19 protein-coding genes and 3 pseudogenes are annotated in these 25,560 nt (G+C 51.7%); 13 read left to right on the plus strand and 9 right to left on the minus strand.

The window, feature by feature from the left end:
- Positions 1-816: 816 nt before the first annotated feature.
- From K1I37_RS02925 to fabZ, 8 genes are all read left to right on the plus strand, one after another.
- Entirely contained in the window at positions 817-1,902 is a 1,086-nt protein-coding gene (locus K1I37_RS02925; protein WP_021296842.1) for a SpoIID/LytB domain-containing protein, read from the plus strand.
- Between the two features lie 118 nt (positions 1,903-2,020).
- A complete protein-coding gene (locus tag K1I37_RS02930) occupies positions 2,021-2,722 on the plus strand; it encodes a M23 family metallopeptidase (RefSeq protein ID WP_021296843.1) in 702 nt (233 codons plus the stop codon).
- Positions 2,723-3,078: 356 nt separating this feature from the next.
- Positions 3,079-3,387 (plus strand): sporulation transcriptional regulator SpoIIID, encoded by a 309-nt coding sequence (gene spoIIID, locus K1I37_RS02935; RefSeq protein ID WP_021296844.1) that lies wholly within the window; start codon positions 3,079-3,081, stop codon positions 3,385-3,387.
- Positions 3,388-3,487: 100 nt separating this feature from the next.
- Positions 3,488-4,522: a rod shape-determining protein gene (gene mreB, locus K1I37_RS02940; RefSeq protein WP_021296845.1), complete on the plus strand. Its 1,035-nt coding sequence runs from the start codon at positions 3,488-3,490 to the stop codon at positions 4,520-4,522.
- A 35-nt stretch (positions 4,523-4,557) separates the two neighbouring features.
- The gene (locus tag K1I37_RS02945; protein WP_021296846.1) at positions 4,558-5,754 is read left to right on the plus strand and encodes a flagellar basal body rod C-terminal domain-containing protein; all 1,197 of its coding nucleotides are present in this window, start codon (positions 4,558-4,560) and stop codon (positions 5,752-5,754) included.
- Positions 5,755-5,825: 71 nt separating this feature from the next.
- The gene (locus K1I37_RS02950; RefSeq protein ID WP_021296847.1) at positions 5,826-6,608 is read left to right on the plus strand and encodes a flagellar hook-basal body protein; all 783 of its coding nucleotides are present in this window, start codon (positions 5,826-5,828) and stop codon (positions 6,606-6,608) included.
- Positions 6,609-6,776: 168 nt separating this feature from the next.
- On the plus strand, positions 6,777-7,316 hold the full coding sequence (gene pgsA / locus K1I37_RS02955; protein WP_021296848.1) for a CDP-diacylglycerol--glycerol-3-phosphate 3-phosphatidyltransferase: 540 nt from the start codon (positions 6,777-6,779) through the stop codon (positions 7,314-7,316).
- A gap of 49 nt (positions 7,317-7,365) precedes the next feature.
- Positions 7,366-7,818, plus strand: coding sequence for a 3-hydroxyacyl-ACP dehydratase FabZ (gene fabZ / locus K1I37_RS02960; protein WP_021296849.1), 453 nt, complete (start codon positions 7,366-7,368; stop codon positions 7,816-7,818).
- A gap of 97 nt (positions 7,819-7,915) precedes the next feature.
- On the opposite strand, the gene K1I37_RS02965 is transcribed toward fabZ, so the two are convergent.
- Entirely contained in the window at positions 7,916-8,194 is a 279-nt protein-coding gene (locus K1I37_RS02965; RefSeq protein WP_021296850.1) for a hypothetical protein, read from the minus strand.
- Between the two features lie 286 nt (positions 8,195-8,480).
- On the opposite strand from K1I37_RS02965, the gene K1I37_RS02970 reads away from it, so the two are divergent.
- Positions 8,481-8,861 (plus strand): retropepsin-like aspartic protease, encoded by a 381-nt coding sequence (locus K1I37_RS02970; protein ID WP_021296851.1) that lies wholly within the window; start codon positions 8,481-8,483, stop codon positions 8,859-8,861.
- Positions 8,862-8,966: 105 nt separating this feature from the next.
- Here K1I37_RS02970 and K1I37_RS02975 read toward each other — a convergent pair whose 3' ends face one another.
- Positions 8,967-9,590, minus strand: coding sequence for a sigma-70 family RNA polymerase sigma factor (locus K1I37_RS02975; RefSeq protein WP_021296852.1), 624 nt, complete (start codon positions 9,588-9,590; stop codon positions 8,967-8,969).
- 299 nt (positions 9,591-9,889) lie between these two features.
- Between K1I37_RS02975 and K1I37_RS02980 the strand changes: the two genes are divergently transcribed.
- Positions 9,890-10,456, plus strand: coding sequence for a hypothetical protein (locus tag K1I37_RS02980; protein ID WP_021296853.1), 567 nt, complete (start codon positions 9,890-9,892; stop codon positions 10,454-10,456).
- Positions 10,457-10,485: 29 nt separating this feature from the next.
- On the opposite strand, the gene K1I37_RS02985 is transcribed toward K1I37_RS02980, so the two are convergent.
- A complete protein-coding gene (locus tag K1I37_RS02985) occupies positions 10,486-11,154 on the minus strand; it encodes a YigZ family protein (RefSeq protein ID WP_021296854.1) in 669 nt (222 codons plus the stop codon).
- A 716-nt stretch (positions 11,155-11,870) separates the two neighbouring features.
- On the opposite strand from K1I37_RS02985, the gene K1I37_RS02990 reads away from it, so the two are divergent.
- The gene (locus K1I37_RS02990; protein ID WP_242215977.1) at positions 11,871-15,320 is read left to right on the plus strand and encodes a beta strand repeat-containing protein; all 3,450 of its coding nucleotides are present in this window, start codon (positions 11,871-11,873) and stop codon (positions 15,318-15,320) included.
- 776 nt (positions 15,321-16,096) lie between these two features.
- Here K1I37_RS02990 and K1I37_RS02995 read toward each other — a convergent pair.
- Positions 16,097-17,315, minus strand: a pseudogene (locus K1I37_RS02995) (transposase).
- Positions 17,316-18,026: 711 nt separating this feature from the next.
- Between K1I37_RS02995 and K1I37_RS03000 the strand changes: the two are divergent.
- The gene (locus tag K1I37_RS03000; protein ID WP_206922827.1) at positions 18,027-18,512 is read left to right on the plus strand and encodes a glycosyltransferase family 2 protein; all 486 of its coding nucleotides are present in this window, start codon (positions 18,027-18,029) and stop codon (positions 18,510-18,512) included.
- Between the two features lie 20 nt (positions 18,513-18,532).
- Here K1I37_RS03000 and K1I37_RS03005 read toward each other — a convergent pair.
- The 4 genes and pseudogenes from K1I37_RS03005 to K1I37_RS03020 all read right to left on the minus strand — a co-directional run.
- Positions 18,533-19,441, minus strand: a pseudogene (locus tag K1I37_RS03005) (IS256 family transposase); the annotation flags it as partial.
- Between the two features lie 101 nt (positions 19,442-19,542).
- Positions 19,543-20,328 carry an IS21-like element helper ATPase IstB gene (gene istB, locus K1I37_RS03010; protein ID WP_242215972.1) on the minus strand — a complete coding sequence of 262 codons (786 nt, stop codon included), beginning with the start codon at positions 20,326-20,328 and terminating at the stop codon, positions 19,543-19,545.
- Positions 20,325-21,554, minus strand: a complete 1,230-nt coding sequence (istA, locus tag K1I37_RS03015; protein ID WP_242215973.1) for an IS21 family transposase — start codon at positions 21,552-21,554, stop codon at positions 20,325-20,327. Before istA ends, istB begins: the two co-directional genes overlap by 4 nt.
- Before the next feature lie 137 nt (positions 21,555-21,691).
- Positions 21,692-22,030, minus strand: a pseudogene (locus K1I37_RS03020) (transposase); the annotation flags it as partial.
- A gap of 163 nt (positions 22,031-22,193) precedes the next feature.
- On the opposite strand from K1I37_RS03020, the gene K1I37_RS03025 reads away from it, so the two are divergent.
- Complete coding sequence (locus K1I37_RS03025) at positions 22,194-22,853, plus strand: tetratricopeptide repeat protein (RefSeq protein WP_021297209.1); 660 nt, start codon at positions 22,194-22,196, stop codon at positions 22,851-22,853.
- 719 nt (positions 22,854-23,572) lie between these two features.
- Here the strand turns inward: K1I37_RS03025 and K1I37_RS03030 are convergent.
- Positions 23,573-25,546 carry an efflux RND transporter periplasmic adaptor subunit gene (locus K1I37_RS03030; protein ID WP_021297210.1) on the minus strand — a complete coding sequence of 658 codons (1,974 nt, stop codon included), beginning with the start codon at positions 25,544-25,546 and terminating at the stop codon, positions 23,573-23,575.
- Positions 25,547-25,560 lie beyond the last annotated feature (14 nt).

Here is a 25,560-nt window from a genome sequence, read left to right on the forward strand (position 1 = left end):
CGTCGCGTCCGCACGCGAAGCGAAGCCCATATAGCAATTTCAGCATGGTCAATGGGGACCGTCCGAGATGGGCGGTCTTTTTTGTTAGGCGGGCGCCCCGGGGCGTGTGGCTGAGTGCGTGTTGCTGCGCCCTGCACAGCGCTTTGCATGTGGCCGCGCTTAGGCTGGCGGGGCGGGCAGGGCGGGCATCCCGCCGCGAATAGAGCAGAATTTGTGCCTTATTTGTGCCGGATCCGGAGAAAACGTGAAAATAGAGTAGGAAAAATACCTTATTGGCTACCGAATGGGCGGAAATAGAGGTTTTGAGGGGCAATAGAGCATAAATTATGTCTAAAATCCGCCGGAAGAAACCAAAGAATCCGAATAAGGCATGAAATGTGTCTTAATCCGCCGGATCCCGGCCCCAGCCACCCATACCACGCGCTCCGCTCCACGCCCCACCTCGCGTCTCCCGGCCCACGCGCCCCGGCCCGCGCCACATCACTTACACCGCTACTCTGCCACGCCCCCCCGGCCCACGCGCCCCCACCCCCATCTACCTATCACCAGGACAGCCTTTCATATCGATGTCTATCGACGCATATCTATCTGCTAGTCAAGTAATCCGGGGCACGAGCAACCTACTTGTCGGGGCACCAGGCGCCCATATCGGCCTCTAGTGCCGCGCCAGGCGCCCACCTGGGCCTCCGGTGCCACGCCAGACGCCGCGCTGGCGCCGCACCAGACACCAGGCACCAGGCGCCCACGCCCGATACTCGTGCCCCGGTGAAACCTACCCGGCCCCGGCCATCGATACTGAAAGGAGATGCAGCTCAGATGAGGCAGCGGCGGTTTGTGGCAGTGGGATCGAAAGCCTATCAGAAGCAACGCCAAGCGCCCGCAGGACCTGGGCGGCAGACGGGGGACAGTGGCCCTGCTGTGACGCCTGGCGAGGTGATACGATTCGTCGTTTGCGTGGCGCTGATATTCTTTGGAATGATTGGCGTCCCGACTATCGTTGCGAAGTTGGTGCACCGCGGCGCGATGCCGGACGTGACGGCTTGGCTTCACACGGCGGACGCGAAACGGACGGTGCGCGTCTACCAAACGTCTAGCGACACGACGACCTCTATGGCGCTCAACGACTATGTGCTGGACGTGCTGGCCGCCGAGTTTTCGCCCGGTGCGCCGATGGCCAGTTTGAAGGCAGCGGCGGTGGCGACGCGGACGTATGCGATTCACGCGATGATAAGCGGCGCGCCGGGGGGCGTCGCTGCGAAACACGATGCAAATGTCACGGATGATTCGGGGCTCGATCTCCCCCTGTCCTCACAATCAGACATTGAAGCGGAGTACCCCAGTCAGTCGCTCCAGTTTCTTTCGCAGCTGCAGGCGGCGGTGGAGGAGACGGACGGGTTGATTGTGACCTATCAGCAGCAGCCGATTCTCGCATTTATGTTTGATGTGTCGCCGGGCGAGACGCGCACGAGCCAAGCTGCGCTGCATCAGAAGATACCCTACTTGACGGCCATCGCGTGCCCGGATGATAAGGTTGATCCCGACGCCACCACCACCCACACCTTCACCGCGCGAGAGTTGGGACAGGCGTTCGGCTTAAACCAAGTGGACGTGGCGAAACTGAAACTGACGCGGGCGTCGGACGGATTTGTGACGGCGGTGTCGAGCGGGACCAAGACGATTTCAGGCGCGGACTTTTCTGCCGCGTTGAACCTGCCGTCCGCCGACTTTACTTGGAAGTCTAGTGGTGGGAATTTGACGATCACGACGCACGGACGCGGACTAGACCTCGGGATGAGTTTACACGAAGCGCAAGCGCTGGCCGCGCGCGGGATGGGTTGGCAGACTATAATATCCCATTTCTATCCAGGAACATCGATTCAATCGGACACGAAAGTTACCTGATGCCTGTAGGTCTATGACCGGTTTCTTTCTTATAAGAGAACCCATTCTAGTCCTTTTTTGGACACTAGGTATAGAATCTATTTTCCGTGGCGAGACTCACTACTGAGGTGAGCGCCAAATGGATGAAAAACAACATCCGAACCATGAAAAGAAGACTCCGGATGCCCAAAACAATAAATCGACGGGGCGTCCAACAGCTGCAAAACGGGTCATGTCAAAGCGCTGGCTCTATCCAGCTATCTACCTTGGAGCAGCAGCCGTCATCATCGGATTGATGTATGCCCGTAGCCAAATGGGATCCAGTCCGACGAGTTCGACGTCTGCCAATGATACCGCCACGAGCGACACGACGAGCACGTCGATTACAGAGCCGAAGGAACCGTTTGTCTGGCCGGTTGCGGACGGTACGCAGACGGAAGTGACCGTTCCGTTCTTCCCAGTCAAAGGTACCTTGAAGGAACAGGAATCTGCACTCGTCGAGTACGACAACGAGTATTATCCGCATAAGGGGATTGATATCAAGACCGAGGGCGGATCGAGTTTCGAAGTCGACGCAGCGCTGAGTGGTACAGTCACCAAGGTTGACGACCAACCGCTCTACGGCCAAGAAGTGGTCGTTCAAAGCGACGATGGGTACACAGAAACCTATCAATCGCTCGAATCGGTTGACGTCAAGGCTGGCGAGAAGATTCACCAGGGTCAGACGATTGGTACGGCAGGCTCCAACACGTTCGAAAAGGGTCAGGGGAACCACCTTTATTTCGAAGTCGATTACAACAATGAGCCTATCGATCCACAATCCGTCCTGCCAAAGCAATAATCACAACAGTAGACGCTTGACTCATCTGCCGTCTCGGAAGCCCGGGGCGGTTCTTTTTTGTGTCTTGGGCCATTGCGCAAAAATCCAAAAATCACCGAAGTGCTTCGTGGGGCTTGTCTGTTGCAACTGGACGGCGTGGATCGACAAAAAATTTAGCGGTCGCAGAAAATGGGCTACCGAATGTTAAAAAAGGCCTGGGTAATAAGGTGTTGAGACTTATTTCCCGGGAGGTCTCTGTGGTGGACAGGTCGAAAAGCCTGATAGTCCAAGCCTTGCGCGGTTCAGCCAAGGCATACGGTGTACACCCCCTCATATACTGTATCAGACCATCTGACCTGCATGGGGAGGCGAGGGGAGTGCATGACTACATCAAGGAGCGTACTCTTAAAATCGGGGAGTATATCGTCGAGACGCGCAACACCGTCCGCACGATAGCCCGTGAATTTGGCGTTTCCAAAAGTACGGTGCACAAGGATTTAACGGAGCGCCTGCCGGAAATTAATCCGGATTTGGCCAATCGCGTCAAAGAAATTCTTGAGTACCACAAGTCCATCCGACATCTACGTGGTGGCGAAGCGACAAAGATGAAGTATCATAAGGAAGACGAGCCGCAAATTGAGTCGAAAAACTTCGAATCTCGTAAAGGAGTTTCCAGCGGCCTGTAGAACTACATTCTAGTTAATATCATTCTACTACCTTATGCACGAACATATGAACGCATTGTACGCTTCGGTGCACGCCCTAGATTAGGAGGACTCGCCGCAAATGTTTTCTCGGGATATTGGAGTCGACTTAGGAACCGCGAACGTGCTGGTGCACGTCAAAGGACAAGGAATTGTACTCGATGAACCCTCCGTCGTTGCGATAGATCAGGTGACAAAACAGGTGGTTGCGGTCGGCGAAGAGGCCCGCCGCATGCTCGGGCGAACACCCGGTAATATCGTGGCGATTCGCCCGCTTCGCGAAGGTGTGATTGCGGATTTCGACGTGACGGAAATTATGCTCCGCCACTTTTTGAACAAGACCATCGGCAAAAGTGCGTTTGCGAAGCCGCGCCTCATGATTTGCATTCCTGCTGGTATCACGTCCGTCGAGAAAAAGGCGGTACGCGAAGCTGCGGAGGCGGTTGGCGTGAAGCATGTGGATTTGATTGAAGAACCAAAAGCAGCTGCCATTGGTGCGGGACTCAACATCTTTGAGCCCAGCGGCAGCATGGTCGTCGACATTGGTGGGGGAACGACGGACATCGCTGTCCTGTCTCTTGGCGACGTCGTCACCTCCGCCTCTCTTCGTATCGCGGGCGACAAGCTCGACGAAGCCATCGTGAAGTACATCCGTCGGGAGTATAACCTGATGATTGGCGAGCGGACCGCGGAAGAATTGAAGAAGGAACTGGCGACCGTATTCCCTGGCGGCCGACAAAACGAGATGGACGTGCGCGGTCGCGACATGGTCACAGGTCTTCCGAAGACGGTGACGGTCCATGCAGAAGAGATGAGGTCTGCGCTGCAGGAACCAGTTCAGGCGATTGTCCAGGCGACCAAAGGCGTCCTGGAGAAGACGTCGCCGGAATTGGCTGCTGACATCTTTGACAAAGGCGTCATGTTGACGGGCGGCGGTGCATTGGTCGACGGTTTGGACAAGCTGATGCAGGAAGAATTGCAGATTCCGGTGCACATCGCCGAGAATCCGATGCAGTGCGTCGTCATCGGCACGGGACAAGTGCTCGACAGCCCAGAATGGCGTCGGTATCGCGAACAACAGACGAAACCCAGCCGCCGTCGGCGCTGGTTTAGTTGATTGCTAAGGTTTACTTTGGATAGGAGAGAACGAACATGATACCGGGGCTTACGACGGCTGCCGCAGGCATGAATGTCAACGAACTCACGCAGCAGTTGCTGGCGAACAACCTCGCCAATGACGATACACCGGGTTTTAAGGCGTCGATGGCCGAGTATATCGAGTCGCCTGTGCAAGACATTTATGAGTCCCCTTATGGTGGCCCGATGACTTCGTATGTGGGACAAATGGGCACTGGCGTCACGTTTCAGGAAGGCGTGCCGGACTTCACTGCAGGGACCATGCAGCAGACCGGTCGCGCACTGGATGTAGGCATTGCCGATACGCTACTCAGCGGCAGCTACGCTAGCGTACAGGGCGCTGGCAGTGTCGCAGGCCCAGTTACCGTGGGCGCGCAGGGGCGGCTTGGCGTGAACGGGCAGCCACTTGCGGTCTATGACGCGAACGGCAACGTGTTGCCAGGCGTTTATGCTGTGCGCAATCCGCAGTATCAAGGGTCGGCGGCGCTCACTGGAACAGATGGCGCACCGGATTACGACGCGTCGGGCAATCCGTCGTATGTGTTTGCCAACGCAGCGGGGCAGGTCGTTGGCGTACCGGGTCAAGAGAACGCGCAGGGGATGGCCATTCGCGTCGGAACAAACGCCGACATGGGCTATCACAGCTTCTTCCCAGTCGACTACTCGTCGGTGGGCGGCGCGACGGGCATTGCGCTGACGAAGGACGGCGCCTTGCAGCTGGACGGGAACAACACGCTGGTCGACGCAGCAGGGCATCCTATTTTGCCGATTGGCGCGAACGGTCAACCGATAGTCGGCGGGCGCATTGTCGTCAATCCGAATTATGAAGGGACAAGCCTCTTCGGTGCGGATGGTCAGCCGTTGACCGACGCCAACGGGCAGGTATCCTATCGCGTCTATGACGCGAATAACAATGTCGTGGCAGGGCGACTCGGTACGGTCGACGCCGATGTGACACAGCTGAGCCCGCTTGGGCAGACCGAGTTTATGGTCGGAAACAGCCTGAGTGCCGCGTCGGTTTTACCTCAGCTTCGGGCGGGCACGGGCCAATTGAACCCTGGCAGCCTGGAGGAGAGCAATGTCAATACGACGTCCATCATGACGCAGATGCTGAACGCCTCGAGCGCCTATGAGGCAAATCAGCGGATGGTGCAGACAGAAGATCAACTCATGCAAACCGCGGTGACCGACGTCGGTAAAGTCAATAGCTAAGGCATTTGTGCTGCGCACAGCGCAGGGATGCCCTTTTGCAAGTGAGATGGCCCAGAGGAGAGTAGAGCGTCATGGCGATGCAATCATTATGGACAGGCCTCTCCGGACTCCAAGCGTCGTCCGGGTGGCTCGATAGAGTGGGAGATAATCTCGCGAACTTAAATACGGTCGGCTTCGCACAAGACCAGGGGACGTTTGCGGATGCGTTGACGATGCAATTGTATGGATCCGCCACGGATCCCACCAACGCCCGCCGCACGACACCGCCTGGTTGGCGCGGCGGAACGGGTGTGCAGTCGGTCTCGGAGGGTAACGATTTCGACGGTATGTCCGCCCAGCAGACGGGCAACAGCATGGATCTCGCGATTCAGGGACCGGGCTTCTTTGAAGTACAGGGCCCGAATGGCCCGCTCTACACGAAAGCGGGCAACTTTATCTGGAGTAAACGCCTCGACGGCCAATTCCAGTTGGCCACTCCAAACGGCTACCCGGTGCTCTCGACGAACGGACAGCCTATCATTCGCCCGGCGAACGCAGCGAATATGTCGGTCGGCCCGAATGGCCAAGTGTCGTTTGGCAACGTCAAGGGTCCGCAGTTGGCGATTGTCGAGATTGGGGAACCCTCCTCGCACCTCGCGGCACAAGGAAACAATCTGTACGCCTTAACCGCAGGCGGCACGGCGCGCCCGGCGCAGCAGTCGACGGTCGAGCAAGGGTACCTCGCGACCAGCAATGTCGATGAGACGCAGATGTTCGCCGACATGATGGAGGCCCAACAGAACTACCAATTGAACGCGCAGAGTATTTCCATCACCAATCAGATGATGGGCGTCGCCAACAGCATCCGCTCGTAAGGGCGGGTGCGCCCCTCGGCGCGCGGCGAGATCGCTCACAAGGTATCCCCCTCACAACCCCTTCTTATTTTCCCATCTACTATCCAACTGATATAATGTTTTTTGTGTTGTGGCATACTTGTGCTGCTTGCTCGATGAGCGGTCTGTCCGGGAGAGGGGGGCGAAACATTGAACTTACCGAACTTGTTGACCCTGCTCAGGCTTTTATTGATTCCTTGTTATCTTTGGGCGTTCTACGCAACGCAAAGCCCACACAAAGTCCTAGCGCTGTTTGTATTGCTGTTTGCCGGGTTGACCGACGTGCTCGACGGCTACATCGCGCGGACGTACAAGTTGGAGACGTACGCGGGACAACTGTTAGATCCGCTCGCGGATAAACTGATGATGGTGGCCGTGCTGTTCAGTTTAATCAACTCCGACAGGGTACCATGGGTGCAGGCGGGGCTCTTGGTGCTTCGCGACGTACTGATGATTCTCGGGGCCGCATTTTTTTATTTTCAGGGCAAGCGTGCTGTACCCAAGGCCAACGTCTGGGGCAAGGTGACCACCCTGTGCTATTATATCGGCATTTGTTCCATTATCCTGGCTTGGCCCAGCGACGTGGCGGGGGAGACGTTCCTCTGGTTTACCGTTGCGTTGTCTTATATCACCACGATTTTGTACGTGAGATCAATGGAAATCATCAGTATTCGCCGCCGCGTGTACTAACGGGATGGACACAGTCCGTCACCGGTGAAGAAGACGAGGAGTGACCGTATTGGACTTCAATCTGCCACTGTACGTGGAGGACATTCGAAAAATCTTGCCGCACCGCTATCCATTTTTACTCGTGGATAGGGTGACCGACATCAACCCAGGCGTCAGCGTCAAAGGGTACAAACTCGTCACGACCAACGAGCCACACTTCACCGGCCACTATCCGGATTACAACATCATGCCGGGCGTCCTCATCGTCGAGGCCATGGCACAGCTTGGCGGTGTGGCCATCCTGTCGCAAGACGACTTCGAAGGCAAGCGGCCCTTGCTCTCCGGCATCGACGGCGCCCGCTTCCGCGGTCAGGTGCGACCAGGGGACAAGCTCGATTTAGAGGTCACGATTGACCGTCTGAAAGGCCGCATCGGCAAAGGCCGCGGCACCGCACACGTCGACGGCAAACTCGTCGCCGAGGCGGAAATCCTGTTCGCCATCGTCGACGCAGACGCCGAATAACGCGAGCGTCGCAAAACAGGCCAGCACCCACGTAGGCGTGCTGGCCTGTTTTGCGATGTTGGCGTAAGTCGTAGTGCCCATCCCGCTGCGCCGTCGCTTACACGCGCCGTCGATTCAATCGCCGAATCTCGACATCGTGCTCAATGACTTTGACTGACAGGCCTTCAAGGAGTTTCGAATGTTGCAGGAGCGTCGCTTTGACTTCGACCATGTCGTGCTCAAACGCATCAAACCGTGCCGAGAGCACTTCTTGTCCCTCCAACAAGGCCCGATACATGTATCGCAGCTCGCCGAGGTCCTCCTTGTGCACTAAATCGTCCATGTTTTCTCGGATGTCCTTTACCTCATCTAGTAACCGCTCTAGCAGTTCCTGCACCAAAACACCTCCGTTTCCCTGTGTGCTATACGACTGTGTTGACGGATACGTCTGTAACCAACCGAGGATCTTAAGCGATACACGACAAACTAAGTATTTTTAGTATAAGTCGGTGGTTCAGTGTTCGCCATGACGTGCACAACCATTTCAGCATCAATTGTGTGCCTACTGCCGCCTTACACGCGCCGTGTCACGCGCGACAGCTTGTACATACCCTGCCTCCATGAGACAGGCTATGCGGATCGCACCGTCATCCGCACAGCCCCTCACCAAAGGAGGCGTCACGATGAAAAACCTCATTGCCTTGTATCATGGCAGCATCCGCGACAACACATTCTACTTCGACCCGATTATCAACGGCCAGCGCGTGCAAAATATCGTGCTCGACACCGGTGCATTCGAACTCGCGCTCAACCCGCAGGTGGCCCGTCAACTGCGTCTTCCAAATCTCGGGCCCCTCCAGATCTCCGGCGTCGGTGGAGCAGTCAACGCGTACGTATCCCGTTGCGACATTCGCATGTGGAAACACCTCTACCGCAATGTACCTTGCTTGGTCGATCCCACCCTCACCGAACAAGGCCTCTTTGGCCTGCGTTTCTTCATCGACAATCATCTGCGGCTCACACTGAACCCGACGAAGGGGACGCTCGCCATTCGCGAGTCGTAAAGCAATCCACCCGGGGCAGAGCATGCGCTGACCATCACACATCCATCCAGTGCCAATGCGCACATATTCCACCGCCCGTGCCGCCTGTCCCGGCGCGGGCATCAGTTAAACAAAATCTGAAAACGTGATCCCAAGCGTCAATGCCGACTGCCGCAATTTCGCCAAGGCTCGCTTGCGCCACGTGCGCACCGTCTCGACGCTGACGTGAAACGCTGTGGCCATGGCTTCAGGCGTCCAGCCCTCAATAAACCCATGTAGCCACGCCCGCTCGCGCTCGCTCAGCTTTGCGGCCTCTATCATCATCCGCAAGATTTCCGTGGTTATCCAAGCGCTCTGAGGCGTTGTGCGAGGGCGTATTCGGTCGCCACTGCCTTCCATCACCGCCCGTTCAAACGCATCCGCATCGACTTCGCCTTCGAATGCGTGAACATCCTGCCGCCTATCTGTGATTCGCCATAAACGTCGCATGGCGGTCCGCACATCACCACGCACTTTGCGCGCAGCGTACGCGACAAAGGGTCCGCGTCCGGGATTATATAGCTGAATTGCCACCAAAAAAGACAAAGAGGCTTCCTGGTAGACTTCCTCAAACCCGCATGTCCCTTGGTACCGCCGGGCAACGGAACAAATCAGCCCGTGGAACCGCCTGAGAAGTTCAAGACACATCAATTCTTCGCCCAACTGCGCCCGCATCACGGCCTCTTCGATTGACACGGTCTCAACGTCCATACTCGATAAGCCTTCTTGCGCGGGCCGGCCCGCAGTAAATTACGCGCACTTCGAGCATACGGGCGAACGATGTCGATCGGCGATGTGGGTCATTCTACACAGACATGTAGCGATATCCTGAAATAGCACCGATTGGACTGTAGGTTCATCGTCGATTGATAAGACATGACCTCAAGACTAAGCCGATAGATCTAGAAATGATTCTGAAAATTACTTAAATGGAACTACAATTTTGTATCAAAAATTGTATAATATGAGTAAATATCCAAGTGATAAATTGACCCAAGGGGTGGTGTGATATGAAATTCGACACGAAAATCGTCATTGACGAGCACACGGTGCATCCTTTGCAGGGTGCCGTGGTCTATCAATCCTCGCGGCAGGTGCCGCCGATACGAGATTGGATCTCAAACGTCAGCCTATTTATCCCTGTTTACTACAATGGGAATGTCAGTTTGGTGATTTTTAGGGATTCATCTCGCTGGTATGTGCCGTGGTCCACGCCGAATTTGTACCGGCGGGGCTTGAAAGCGCTTATGTTGGATCCGCAGGAGGTCCGCCGCGCCTACGAGTTGGAATTAGGCCGTCATCAGTACGCCCCATTTATCAATCCGCACAATCACACGGTCTACCCGGCGCTGAAAGTGCGCAACCCCCACACGCGAAACGACGGGGCAGTCGGCTATTTTCGACTGGATGACGGCGAGGTGATAAAGCCCGTCGCGGCCATGCGAAGTGTGCTCTATACTCAGTTTGATTTCGCCTTCGACATCTTGATGTCGAAACACTGCGCGATGAATCGCCGGCGTGACAGTCATAACTTTCTAGTGCTCTCGGAATATCGCCACGTGAATACATGGCTGTAACGCGAAGGGGAACCGGAGGGAGTTTGGCCTCAAGAGTTCCCGGACGGCCAGACACCGCGAACCAAACTCCCATCTTGCGCAATGCCCATGTATTCAGCCGGCAGTACGTCCACTTTCACCTGGCCGTTGGTCCACTCCGATAGTGCAGCCACCTGTGCCTCCACATCCGCCTCAGGCACCACAATGTCGAATGCGACCACATCGGTAAACGTCTTGTCGTACATGACAATCCCTTGCTGACCAAGTGTGTACTCCAACTTCCCGTATATCCCGTAATCACATGTGACATGCAGCGTGCACATTAAGTCACAGATGAGCATCGGCGCTGCGGAGAGTCCTTGACTCGCCCCATCCGCGTAGGCGCGCACCAGTCCGTTTGCTCCGAGCAAAATCCCACCAAAGTACCGCGTGACCACAACCAGCACATTGTCGATCTGCTGCCGCCGAATCACTTCCAGTATCGGGCGCCCTGCTGTGCCACTCGGCTCCCCATCATCTGAGAATCGCTCAATCGGTACACCCAGTCCCACGCGATACGCGAAACAGTTGTGGTTGGCGCCCTTGTGCTTCTCCCGAATCGCTGCAAGCGCCTGTTCCGCTTCGTCAACCCCTAAAATCGGGACAACGGTGGTAATAAATCTGGACTTCTTCTCAGTAGTTTCCACTGTGATTTCCAGCTGCGGTGTAGTAAACTTCATTCCAGTAAGACACTTCCTCGCTTGCCAAGTGGGCTAGTGGTCATAACGACTGTACATATCGGAGACATGTCGTGTCAAAAAAAAGTTTGCAACACGCTGTAACGTTTTTGGAATTCGCAACGTCTATATACGTGGAGCGAGTTGGGCGCATGTCTCATCTGCCTTTCGAGTGCTCCGCGAATGTACCGCAGGTGTTCTCGTGCATCACCCAAAATGGTTCGTTTAGAAACCTTAGCGAAAATTGTGGTCTAGGATTCTAAAACTTGCATACATATGGGATGTTTCGATATGATGTAAAGGAATTTTTGGGGTGAAAACTATTATTTCGCTTTACTCAATAAAGGAGAAAGCGTATAATGCAGCATAGGCATGGTTTTGGGTACATAATTTTCTAGTATCCAATCAAAATCGAATTACGTCGAAAATCGATTCCGTTTAGCAGGAAAACTAGATTCTATGTCGTAATCCATGACATAGATACCAATTCGGTGCACATCGCACTGAAGGGAGGGATGTCTTCCTACGTGTCGGGATTGCCGATTGAATGAGGGCGTTTGACGACTGTCGCATGGAACGCATGGCTTGTGGTAGCGTCGACAAACTGGTTCATCGTCATGGACTCGTGGGGACAGTGACGAAGTCCAAGTTCCAAGGTGACCTCGTCACCAAATCTTCAGTACTCATCTCACTTGTCGAATATGGGAGGAGAAATACTCTTGAAACGTTCGCTTACAGGTATCGCTGCAGCAGCAGTCGTACTCGGAGCAATGTCTCCGATGGCGTTCGCTGCAACGTCTAAAGCAACAGGATTGACCAAAGCGAGCCAATTGCCAATCGTGGTAAATGGCAAAGTTTTGTCTAACCCTTACGAAATGACGGGTAAGGATTCCGGTAACACCACTGGTTTCTTCCCAATTTACTACTTCAACCAAGCGCTTGCGAAGATTGGCTTCACAGCTACTTGGGATGGTACGACCCACACTTGGGCTATCACGGCTCCTGGCGTAACGCCGACCGTTGGTACTGTTGGTACGGGTAACACCACCGTTACTGTTAACGGTACCGTTGTTCGTAAGTTCAACACGCAAGTTGCGAAGGATCCAGCTGGTGGCGCAAAGGCACAAGCTACGACCTACTTGCCGATTTATTATGTTCAGAGCGTTTTGTCGGCTCTCGGTGTTCAGGGTAGCTTTTCTGGCCAAACCGGTTTGAGCATTTCTGGTGGTTCTACAACCGTTTCTGCTGGCTTGAGCACCCTCGCAGTTAGTGGTGCAACCAGTGGGACAGGTGCCATCAACAGCCCGGCAGTGTCCCTTAACGACGCAGCTGTAACGTTGAGCACAACATTGACAGATGCGAGCGGTAACGCATTGGGCAATACGGCTGTTACGTTCAACATCTCTAACTATGGTAACTACCCAAGTGACCTTCCGACTGTGAAGGACGCAAACGGTAATGTTTTGTCCGTGACAAAGCAATCCAATGCAGCACAGTATACGACCTACACCAACGCTAGTGGCGTAGCTTCTATCTCTATCACCACACCTGGTGGTACGACAGATGCTTATGAAGTTGTAGCGACTGCACCTTATGGCAGTTCTACTGGTGGCACGGTAAGCAGCCAACCAGCATATGTACAATTCGTTGCGAACAACGAAGCTGGTCTCTCACCGTACGCAGGTTCTGGCAACCCATTCAAGGCTTCCATCGGTAATGCGGTACCTATTACTGTAACATTGCCACCAACAGCTGATGGCCAGGCGCAAGCTAACGCTTTGGTAACCTTGACTGTTACTAATGCTGACGGTAGCACGACCCACGCGCAGTTTGTAAACTCTGCCGGTCAAGCAGTTGGAACCTCGATTCAGGTTGCAACGAACTCCTCCGGTATCGCTCAAGCGAACTTGATTGATGCGAATGGTGAGACGGTGGAAGTTACAGCTTCTGGATTGCCGACGAATGTTAACACTCCAGACCCGACATACATTTCGTTTGCTCAAGGTGGGATTCCGGCTAAGATTTCCAACATCTCTGTAAGCTCGAACACACCAAACATTGGTGACAATGTAGTGGTATCGGGTCAATTGCAGGATGCGTCTGGTAACCCGGTAGCAAACGGACAAATCTTGGTTACATCGCCAAACGGTGATTCCAATGATTTTGCTTATGTCAGCGGCAGCACTACCACAGACTTCCCGTTGATTGCTCAAGGTAGTGTAACGGTTGGAACGCCTGCTACATCCGCATATGGCGATCTAGTAACGGCTGATGCGAACGGCAACTTTAGCTTCACAGTTACTGACCCACGCGTCGAGACCGAGGACTTCTACATCTATCCAGTAGCTAACGGTGAGGTTCAGAGTGCTACACCGCTTAACACCAGCAGCACGGATGACTATCAGTTGGCATTCCAGGCTTCGAGTAACTTGAAGTACCTGTCAATTGGTGCCAATGATAATTATGTTGCTTCAAACTCTGACACATCGATGACAGGTTTGACGGCTACGGCTAACGCTGGTGGCATTACGGGTGGCGGACTTGGTGCTGACCCAATGAACGGTAGCAACCCTCAGATCACTGACATTTATGTTGAGCCACAAAACGCAGCTGGTCACCACACGGGCGGTGCATTGGTTAACCAATCGTTCACCTATTCGTTGACGGCTGACAATGGTGGGGAAATCTACAGCATTAACGGTCAGGCTCTGTCCAGCCCAGCTGGTGGTGTAACGCTGCAGTATACACCAGGAAAAGGATTTACTGTGAATGGCGTAGCATTCCCGTCGCTAAGTGGTGCTAAGTACGCTTCTGATTTTGAAGTTGGCGTAATCAATAGCAACACTGGCACAACGAATTTCACAGTTTCGTCGGGTAGTGTGAAGTCTACTGCATCTATCACGTTTAATGGTGGTTCTCCGAACTACGTTGACACCTTTACGCCTGCTGCTGCAAGCATTAATGGTGGTGGTCAGCAGAAAGTAACGTTTACAGTTGAAGATGCAAACGGCAACCCTGTACCGGATACTGCTACAGACATCTACACTGATGGTAGCGCGAGTGACAAGCTCTGGTTGACCCAAGTTAATGGTATAACATTGACGGGTAACCTGAACTTGCAAACTTCCGGTAGTACGTCTGCATCTTGGAGCACGGTGAATACGCCGATTCCGCTTGGTACAGATGTTGTAAACTATAGCGTGAGTGATTCTGGTGTAGCTTCATGGAGCGGTAAGGCTGGCGACCCCATCGAGGTTTACTCGGACGATAGCGGTAACGTGTCCCTTACCCTGCAGGCTGGTGGCTTGAGCTACCCGACGCAGTATGAAGGCAGCACAGATGGTAACCCATCTACACCTGTTCCAGCTGCAACGACAGGCGGTCAAGTTGGTTTCTGGTCGGATACGAATGGTGATTTGAGCACGACCGTGCCTTTGTATATCGGTGTATCGGCGCCGACTGGTATTGCAAATGCATCTAGCTTCTCCGAAGAAGCTACCCTGACATGGGCTGGTGGTAATTCGACGGGTACGACACCGACATCGAATGCAGTAGGTGTTGGTACAACGTTTGCTGCTGGTACGAAGGGCGTTGCTGGAACACCTGACACCGCATATCTCGTGTACACCGCTGGTAGCGCAGGTGACACGGTTACCGTAGGTGGAGAAACCTTCACGTATGGTAAACAATTCACTTCGGTGCAGACATTGGTATCCTCGATTAACAGTCAAAGTGCTGCAGGTTTCTTGGATGGCATCACGGCAAAAGTTGATTCTGCTAACAACTCAGTAATTGACTTGACCGGTCCTGCAGGCTCGTTGACCGGTGCGAATGTACCTACGACCAACAACTCGGCTGATATTTCTTATCATGCTGGTAACGCTGGTTCAGCTGGCACTCAGGGAACCGCAACGTTGACTGTAACGTCAACAGCTATTACTGGTGGCAACCTTGTTGTAACTGTAAATGGCATTGATGTAACGGTACCTAATATCACGACCACTGATTCTGTGTCAGACATTGCGAATGCCATTGTGGCGGCCGTGAATGGTGATGCAGCAACCGGTGTAACAGAGTCTATTGACACCACAGATGCTAGTGGAGCAACTGTGCTCTTCACACAAAACACAGCATCTGATACGCAGATTAGCGTTTCGGTTCAAGGCTAACCGGTTGCAACAGTTGAGAAGGAAAGGGCTCAGACTACGGTCTGAGTCCTTTTTTATTGGGTTATTTGATGGATCGATGGTTTGTCTAGTGTATTAAATCAATAATCAGCGTATAAATGGAATATCTTTATTTAATATGGAGTTAGTGTCGGGATTTGTCTTCTCTCGAAGCTACTAGTCAATCGTGCGCTTCACAAATTCTCTTAGAGTGGATTCTTGCTAATCACTAGGCGTATACCTACAAGCTACAATCTGATAGATTCCTTTCTTATGATTTTGGGTGATATTTTAAGAGATCTATTCAAAACATGTTAATTTGTAGGTAATAGTCTATCTGTTTTACGGTGCGGTACGATACCACTCTTATGATTATGGCTAACCTAAAATTTTGGAAGAAAATAGATTCTGCGGTTCGGTTGTCTGCTTCGTTTGGAATGAGAATTAGCTTGAGGACGTAATAAAATGTTTCAATCAATATATGCATGTGGTTTCTCTGGTAGTTTAGTTGAAGAGGCAGTTAGAAGTCTGATTTTGAACACTTAGTGAAGTAGGGGATGAAAGCTCTCCCGGTGAATGCAAAGTTTAAGATTACACAATGTGTTTCAGGCTGTCTCAAACTTCTCTCGAAAATTTGCTACCCGATGTTATACACTGAGCGTTTTGCAGAATGGTCGTTTTGGGTAGAGGTGAAAAAGGAACAGCATCTAGGGTAAGTGAACTGAATTCCACATACTGGTATTCGAGCGCCGTTTCTCGTCAGGTCAACTCGTTATGATTTATGCAGTTTTCTTGTGTCGTTCGATATGGTTCACAGCTAGTGCCGATGCAAGTAACACGATCGCGTTGAGGAACATGTACGTCTTTACTTTTCGAATGCCTCGGACATGGACGTCGTTCGCCGTCAAATTCGTCTTAAGTCTTGCGTTACAACGCTCTACAGTTACAACGCTCTACAGCAGTTCGCTCGTTGTATAACAGCTTCCAATTCTGCGTGCCTCGGTGTGGTGCGCAGTAACGCCGAATATCTTCTGTGATCCGCTTTTTGACCACCATACCGTAGTTGGATTCGGAACATGTCGCGATTCCAAGCGGACAATCTACCTTCCCAACCGCGTGCGGGCAGCGAAACTTTAGTCGGTCACCGTCTGCACCCCAATACACCATGTCATATCCCATCGTGCAACGCGGCGTCCCGTCCGATGCGATTCCTTCAGGCGGTTCTTTTTCACCGCGCTTGTTCATCGCGATAATTGCCTGTGCACCATATTGACGAACCGTTTCATAGTTTTTGACTTGATCATATCCAGCGTCCATCATGACAAAGTCGATTTTCCAACCGTGCGTCGTCACGACGTGTTCCAGCAATGGCGCCGCCATCTCACCATCAAAGACGTTCGCTGGTGTGACATCCAAAGCAACTGGCAGTTCACTCGCGGTGTCCACAGCCAAGTGGAATTTGTATCCGAACCAAGCAAGTTTGTTGCCAAAGGTATCGTATTTTGCGCCCCAGTTGGCATTGCCCGTTTCCTGGCTCTTGGACTTAGGTTGCTTTTTCTCGTAGGACTTCACGGCGGCACTGTCCACAGCCAAATGGCGACCGTTGATGATGCTCGCTTCTTTACATTGACTGACCAGGTCAATGAAGAGCTTCTCAGCGAGACCCAACTCAACAACGGCTGAAAACACGCGACTCAGTCTGGAGACCGACGGGGCTGCTTCGTCGATTCGAAACCCACACTGGTAGCGAAAGCGTATATCTCGCGCCAACCGTTCATGAAGCCTTGTGAACGTTGAGATTCCTTCAAGCGGAGCAGCCAGCAGTGCACGCAGAATCGCTTCACGATTCATAGGTTTCGCGCCTTGGGGTGACTGTTTTCTCAATTTCGAAGCATAGGGTTGTAAATCCAAGACAGCAAAGAACAAGGGCAGACGATCGCTGGAGTCAATTTCTAGCCAGTCCTCAAAGGAAAAGAGCGATGGTTGGAGAATATACATAGTGGGACTTCCCTCCTCGAAAATTTCTGGTTTGGTCACTTGAAATCTTCTCGAAGGTTGGGGTGAAGTCCTTTTTCATGTCTTCCAAGCCCTTGTCCTACAAGGCTTTATCAATCTGCAAAACGCTCACACTAATTATTTGAGTGTGTTTCCAGGAGAATTTAATTTGGTAAATATATACATAGACGATATATCCCAGGTGAGGACCGCATTAGGCCCAGATAATCGTGGTTGTGAAACTGATATTTTAATGTAATGAATCTATTTTAATTCTGAATGCTTGTTGATGAGTGAAGAATCTGTTGCCTCGCATTCAGCAAGAGAACGTGATCCGCGTAGGCCCACATGGAGTTTTCGAAAACACACTTAGTAGTGGTACTGGCCTAGAAGCAATTTGCTATTTCATTGCAAAGATTGATTCCGCAAGTCAAAATACAGAAAAAGGATACGAGAATGTGCATGGGCAGCAATCACTAAAGCTACGACTTTCACTCCGGGTGGGGCGTGGTAGTCGATCCATAAATGATGCTTGGGCGCATATCGATACCTCGACATTTAGACTTTCGCTGTTTGGGTTCGACACGAGTTATATGGATAAAGTGTATTAATAGTTATCGCTAACGGGGTTTTTTGCAACTAACGTCGAGTGATATGCTAGAGTATGACTATATGAGAATTGTGTTGCGAATAATCGTCTGAGAAAATAAATTCATGGATATGTACAAAAAGTCTTTAGATACGCCACATTGTACTGTTGAAGCCGTGCTGATTGTAAAAATTGAAATTAGAACGATTGAAAAGTGTTTGACTGCACTTCAACCAGCTGTTGATCAGATTGTGGTTGTTGACACTGGTTCCACCGATGGGACGGTATTCTCTGTCCAAAATTTAGGTATTCCAGTACACTGTTTTAAATGGGATGATGACTTTGCTGCCGCAAGAAATTACGCATTATCATTTGCTGAAACGGATTGGGTTATATCGGTAGACGCTGATGAAATCTTGTATAAGGAGGATACTGATAAGATTCGGAAATTTGCTGAGCAATACAATGCTGTGCCTGGTACATTTGCCCTGCAGATATTGCAAATGAATATTGTTGGAGATGTGATGTCACCAAGTAGGGAGACTCGTATGTTCCCCTTGGGAAGAGGCTTGTTTTGGTTCGGTAGTGTCCCGTCAAGTGGTGTAAATTGAGTGCAACCACTTCGTGTCGGCTATTTATGCAAAACTGACGTTGGCGCCAGTAATTGCGGTTCTTGAGTGCTCATGAGTTTTGCCATTGACTCTCGGCTAAAGTAGCGCCTTGCTACAATCCATTCATCGTTCTGTTCCTGGAGGATTGCTCCGCCTAGACGAATGACAGACTCTCGGTTCGGGAAGATACCAACGACATCGAAGCGTCGCCTGAGTTCACGATTTAAGCGCTCAAGCGGGTTTGTCGAGCATATCTGTTTCCAGTGTTCCTTTGGGAATGCCATGTACGCTAGCACGTCTTCCTCTGCACGTTCCAAGACATCCATCGCCTTTGGAAACTTTCCACGAAGTTGCTCTACAACCACATCCAGTTGCTGTTTGGCTGTTTCCTGTGTTGGCTGAGCGAATATGGTCCGGACAATAGACGAGACCATCGGTTGCGACGCTCTAGGCACCTGGCTGAGGATGTTGCGCATTGTATGAACTCGACAGCGCTGCCAGGTCGCTCCGGTCAACGCAGAGCCAATCGCACTGCGCAGTCCTTCGTGAGCATCACTAATTACCAGCTGTACACCACGCAACCCACGCGCAACCAGACTTCGGATGAATGTCAGCCAAAACGAGCCGTCCTCACTAGTCCCAATGTCAAACCCCAACACCTCACGCTCACCGGTGTCTCGCACGCCAATTGCAATTACAAATGCCATACTCTGAACTCGTCCGCCTTCACGGACTCTCGGGAATGTCGCATCCAACCATAGATATGGGTATGTCCCCTCAAGTGGGCGGTTTTTAAATTCCTGCACTACTTCGTCTAACTCTTTGCAGATACGAGATACTTCACTCTTGCTAATTCCTTGAATGCCCATAGACTCAACCAACTCGTCCACCTTGCGGGTGCTCACACCATGCACATACGCCTTGTCAACATCGGATTTAATTCCTCAAAAAAATCGGGTAGATTTCCCCAAAAACATCGGTTTTGATTTCCTCAAAATCATCGCGTAAGATTCCCCGGACATATGTTCGGTTAGTCTCTCACCTCTTCTCGCAGGGCATGGGTCACGCCCGCCTTGAGTTTATCCTTCATCCGGTAACTATTCCCGCGTATGTTGACCGTTGTCGCGTGGTGAAGCAAGCGATCAAGTAAAGCCGACGCCAACACCTGATCCCCAAACATGGCCCCCCAGTTGGTGAAACTTGTATTGGACGTGATAATCATCGCCCCTTGTTCATACCGCTCCGAGACCAGACGAAAGAAGTTTGCTGCATCCAGCGCGTCCAGTGGCAGATAACCAACCTCGTCGCAGATGAGGAGTTTCGGTTGGATGTATACCTTCAATCGCTTCTCTAAGCGGCCCTCCCGATGCGCTTTTCGTAAATCGGCGACCAACCGCTGCATGGTGACGAAATACACACTCATTCGGTTTTGCAAGGCCTCCATCCCCAGCGCGACAGCCAAATGTGTCTTTCCTACGCCAGGCGGACCGAGGAGAATGACGTTGTTGCGTTCCTCCACGAACGACAGTTGTGCTAATTCCCTGATTTGTCGTTCGTCGATGGACGGCTGAAACGTAAAATCGAAGTCTGCCAACGTCTTGTGATACGGGAAGTGTGCTAGGCTGAGGCGAGTATGGAGGTAGCGGTTGAACCGCTCCTCCGTCTCTGCCTCTAACAGACGAGACAGAAACTCGACATACGTCGCCTGTTTTCCCGCAGCCCACTCCAGGCTGGCTGGGAGAATCGACGCGGCCTTCTTTAACCCCAGTTCCAACAAAGATTCTTCCGTCTTGGCCAATAACAATGCTTCGCTCATTGCAATTGCCCTCCTGACGCGATTTGCTCATATACGTCCAGATCCCGTTGTTCCACGTCGGGTTCGACTTGAAGACCAGCGACTTTGCCCCGTGAATGCCTCGGCGTATCCATGGGGATACCTTTTACGTGCTCAGGGTTGATGGAGACTTGATGCTTGTCCACGAGACTATGCTCGGCGATAACCTGACCGCCATATTCAATTTGTAGACGGCCCGTTTCAAACGTGCGAACTAGAACATTTTTTCCCACGTACTGCCACGGCACAGAATACAGGCTGGCATTCCATGAGATTCGACAGTCGTTGAGGACCTTACGCAATGCGCTATACGCCAACAGATACCGATGTTTCGGCAGCCTCTGCAGTTTTTCGTCAGGGAACCGAGACTGCGGCCGCTCATGCGTTGTCCCATGGATGCGGATGTTGGCAACGGTATCTCTCCATATGACTGCCTGCTGATTGACATCTGCCAAGTCCACAAACGCGGTCGGCCAAAAGCTGTCGCGGATATAACGAATCGGGCGCTCAATTTTTCCTTTCGTACGACTGCGATAGGGTTTGCAGGCCTTGGGAACAAACCCATAATATTTGGCGAAATCCAAATAAGCCGGCTGCCATTCTACGTGCCCATGTCCGTCGTTAGACAGAACAAGTGGTGCACAGTTGTCACTGAGAATGGTCTTTGGTACCCCGTCAAAAAACTCAAGCGCATTGCGCAGGGCTTGTAGGATATGCAGTTGGTCTGACGCTTTGATAAACTCCAAATAGAGCATCCGGGAGTAGGATAGAACCATGGCAAAACACCATAACGTGCGCCGATTCTCCTCGGCGTCGATATACGGGAATGCACCTAGGTCGATCTGGGCCTGTTCACCAGGGCCTGTTTCGAACCGAACCGTTGCCTTGGCAGAGACAGCGGGGCGAAGCGGGTGCATAAACTCACGAAGAACCGTGATTCCACCCGTGTATCCCTGCTCCCGAATCTCTCGTAAAATCCGCTCCGCGTTCAGGACACCAAAACGCATCCGCTGTTCTACATACGGCTTATAGGGCTCCAACTTACTGCCTTTTCGTTTGGTTCCAGCTAAAGGCTTCTTTCCATCCTCCTGCTCTTGGACGACCTTTCGAATTGTCTTACGGTCATGTCCAGTTCTTCGAGAGAGTTCAGAGATACTCACGCCTTCCTGATACATCCTTCTAACTTCCATTTTCTCACTCTCCGTCATCGTGGCACCTCCCACAACGATGTGAACGGTGCCGTAAATTCGGCAAAGGGTGGGGAATTCATCCCGATGATTTTGGGGAATTTAATCCGTTATTTTTGGGGAATTGTATTCCGCTGTTATTGGGGATTTTACAGCCGATGTTGACACGCCTCTTGAACAACGGACAGCAACGCCTTCTCAGCTTTCCGCCGAGGCTCTAGCATGCTGGGGAAGTAGCTTCCTTTCCGAAGCTTCGGAATCTGCAAATCAATCGTTCCGACACGGGTGTCCCATTCCCGTTCTCTGTAACCATTACGGCTATTGCTGCGTTTCTCACTGCGCTCATACCGTTCAGCGCCAATCAAAGAGCTCACTTCAGCCTCCATCACCGCCTGGGTTAGGACTCTCAGCCCTTCCTTCAAAAAATCGACATCACCATCTTCTAATCCGATCTTGCGAATTAACTCCAAAAGTGCGATCTTGTCTGTAGAAGCCATCGATGTGCCTCCTCTACTATTTGCTCGACACTTTTAGTAGATTGCACTCGATGGCTTTTTCGTCAAGATCTAGCCGTGGAATTTACACCACTACCTAAGACTCTAACTTTGGTTCCGCCCAGTACACGAACAACTCGCTACGAAGGAGAAAAAGCAGATTCCTGTGTACCCAGTTCAGATACGGTTTTTGCATGATGGGTACGACGATAACAAAGTAAATAAGCAGCAAAAGTTCAAACGGAATATTTCGATTTTAGAAAAGCACATTCAGCAGTACCCAGATGATGTGCTCTCTCATTCCTTTCTCGGTCGTGAGCATCTCATTTTGGGAAACCCGGATGCTGCTATCCGGCATCTTGTACGAGCTAGGGAGCTTTTAACGGCATCTAAGAATTCTATAGCGCTGGCCGAAGTTGAAAGAAATTTAGTGTGGGCGCTCGATAGTAAGGGCGACGTAGCACAAGCAGAATCTCTTGCGTTTGGACTGACACAAAGATTTCCAGACTATGTTGATGGATGGTACATGTATGGAATGTACCAATTGCGAAAAGTGGTGTCCCTACAATCCGCTATTCAACATATTGCGAAGTCACTCGAATTGTCTTCAAAAGGGAAGTATGCTACCGATCCGGCAATTGGTGAGTACAAAGCTATGTTACATCTTGCGGATGAGCACCGTCTTAGTGGAATTTGGATTGAAGCAAGGAAGCTTTATGCAGAAGTCCTTCGTAGAGCACCTGAATATGCACCAGCTAAGAATGTCCTGGCTCAAATGGATAAGCAAGTACTTGAGATTGCTAAGGAGATTAGAGGCAATCTTTAGATACCTATAGATAACATCGATGATGCATTAATCTCGACGAGACATACGTGGTTACACATAACACTTACTCGCCATATGATGTGAGCGTGGCTTGGCCAAGCTACAAAAAATCACATGTTTGGGGATGTTGTGAAATGGTTGCAAGTCCAGCTCAGGTAAATGCATTTGTAAGTGGAACTGTGAGCCCAAATTCAGAGGCAGTCTTTTCGATTGGGGGTCTACCAACAGAGGCACAGTCGTGGTCACTTGCATTCAATATCAATAATGGTCAATATACTGGAGTAAGTATCGGCACAACTGGAACACCTGCTTATTATGTAACTCCTGGGTCTCCGCTATCTGTGACAGCAGTATCCTTGAACAATGGTATTCTAACAATCATTGTTCAAAACACCGCTAGCACGAATTGGGGAGTAGCCATTAATGTTGGTGGGTTGGTCGTATAATCTGTTGGTTTTTGAAGCGCCTTCGGGCGCTTTTTTTATGCCTAAAAGGAAATGTGTTCCTTTTAGAACTTCGCTCCTTCAAAACTCCATATACAGCATTGTTTTATTCACCTGTTTTTTTCAAATGATTAAAAGTGGATTTTGCTGTAATTGGCTGCTCATTGACAATTGTGATAGGTGGACAACTATATGTGGCGGCAGAAGTCTTATGAAAGAGTCCCGCCTATCGTTCGAAAGGCGGGACCAGGAAAAATATTGCTCGAGATATATTCTTTAGCTCTCGTCCACCGTACCGTTATCACCAACCAAAAAGGCACCTTCTCCAAGAACCACTTTATCGCCGTCATTTAGGCCCGAAGTGACTTCAGCTTGGTATCCACTTTCACTCTGAACGCTGACAGGTTGGAATATGACGTTCTCTGGTAACCCAAGCTGTGAGGCTTGTGCCTTTTCGCTCTTTGTGGCCTTTGGGTCATACAGATAGACACCTTGTTGTCCGTTCTCATTGTGTATCGCAATAGCCGGTACAACCATGGTATCCTGCTGCCCGGAGACATCAATGCTCACAGGTCCTGTCATCCCCGATTTAAGACTTGAAGTCGGGTTGTCTACAGTTGCTAGCGCCTGATACGATCCCCCATTACCCTCGATGGGCGTCGGGTCGACCTGGAAAATGGTCGCCGTAAATGTTTTGTTAGGGATCTCGGGTACCGTGAATGTGACCTTCTGTCCTTGGTGAACATATGGCATCTGAGATTCGCTAATCGGCAGTGCAACTTGCATTTGTTGTACATCCAATACAAATGCCGTCTGCCCCGGTGAAACTGTGTCTCCCGGTTGGATGTTTTTGTCGGTAATGACGCCACTTACTGGTGCTCTGAGCGTCATATAACTCTCATTTAGCTCGGCGTTGTTGAGGGCAGCTTGAGCAGATTTCACCTGAGCTTCCGCCGCCTGGACGCCCGCATCGGCAGTTTTGACACCAGCCTGCGAAGTTTGGATACCTGCCTTTGCGGAGTCAACTGTACCTTTATCAGCAGGTTCTACCGTTTGTTTGTAAGCAGCTTGTGCGTTGGCTAGCGCAGCTTTAGCCTGTTGCACCTGGCTTTGGGCAGCATCCAATGCTTGTTTGGCAGCGGTACGGTCATTATAGGTCGCTTGAGCTGTCTGCAAAGCTTTCTCCGCAGCATCGTATTGCGCTTGAGCCGTCGATACACCGTTTTGTGCCGACGTTAATTGTGCCTTTGCTTGTGCGACTGCGGCAACAGCGGAGTTGTATGCAGTCTGGTCACTTTGTAGCTCCTGATATCCTTGATTCAAACCCTCATAAACCGACTCATAGTTTTGTAACTGTGAAGCATATGGATTATTTGCGTCACCATAGGTCTTTTGGTAACTATCGAAACGTGACAGAGCTTCCTGGTAGTTTTGATAGGCCTCGTCTACCTGCTGCTCCGTGATATTCCCGTCTTTCTGTTGTGCACTTTGCAGGTTGGTCTCCGCCGTCTGCAGGTTATTCTGAGCAGCCGTCAAAGCTTGTTGTGCCGCATCAATCTGCGACTGTTGGTTAGCTTGTGCGGTGTCCAGTGCCGCTTTGGCTTCCTGAGCAGCGTTCTGAGCAGCGACCAGTTGTTGATAAGCCGTCGTACGGTCATTGTAAGCAGCCTGTTGGTCTTTATATTGCTGTTGCGCAGCTGTCAATGCGGCCTGTGCCTTTTCAACGTTCGACTCAGCCACACTCTTTGTGGCAGGTGTTGCACCTTCCGTTGCCTTGACCAAACCAGCCTGTGCTTCTGCTACATTGCCTTGTGCCTGAGCCACGTTGCCCTCAGCTTGGGAAACGCCTGCTTCCGCTTGATCCAGTGCTGATTGGGCCTGCTGAACGGCGTTTTTGGTCGCGGAGTCATCCAAGGTGGCGATGACTTGGCCGGCTTTGACGTGATCGCCCACTTTCACCTTGACACTCGTCACCTTACCGCCTTGGCCCTGGAACGAGAGATTGACCTCGGAGGCACTTTGGACGGTTCCTTCGGTGGAGATGGTTTTCTTACTTGCGAGCGAGTGTACCTGATACAAGTCGCTCGGTGGAATTTCTGCAGCGGACGCACTTGGGCGCTCTGCGATGCCAATGCCCACACCGAGTACGACGATGACGGCAATGCCGGCTAGAATCCACTTGCGGCGTGGGTTCTTCCCGCTATTGTTGCCTAAGCCAATCTCGGAATTCAGCGAGGTTTGTGTATCCATTCAGATCCCTCCAA

Origin of the sequence: Alicyclobacillus acidoterrestris, from assembly GCF_022674245.1 — a bacterium.
GTDB classification, from domain to species: domain Bacteria; phylum Bacillota; class Bacilli; order Alicyclobacillales; family Alicyclobacillaceae; genus Alicyclobacillus; species Alicyclobacillus acidoterrestris.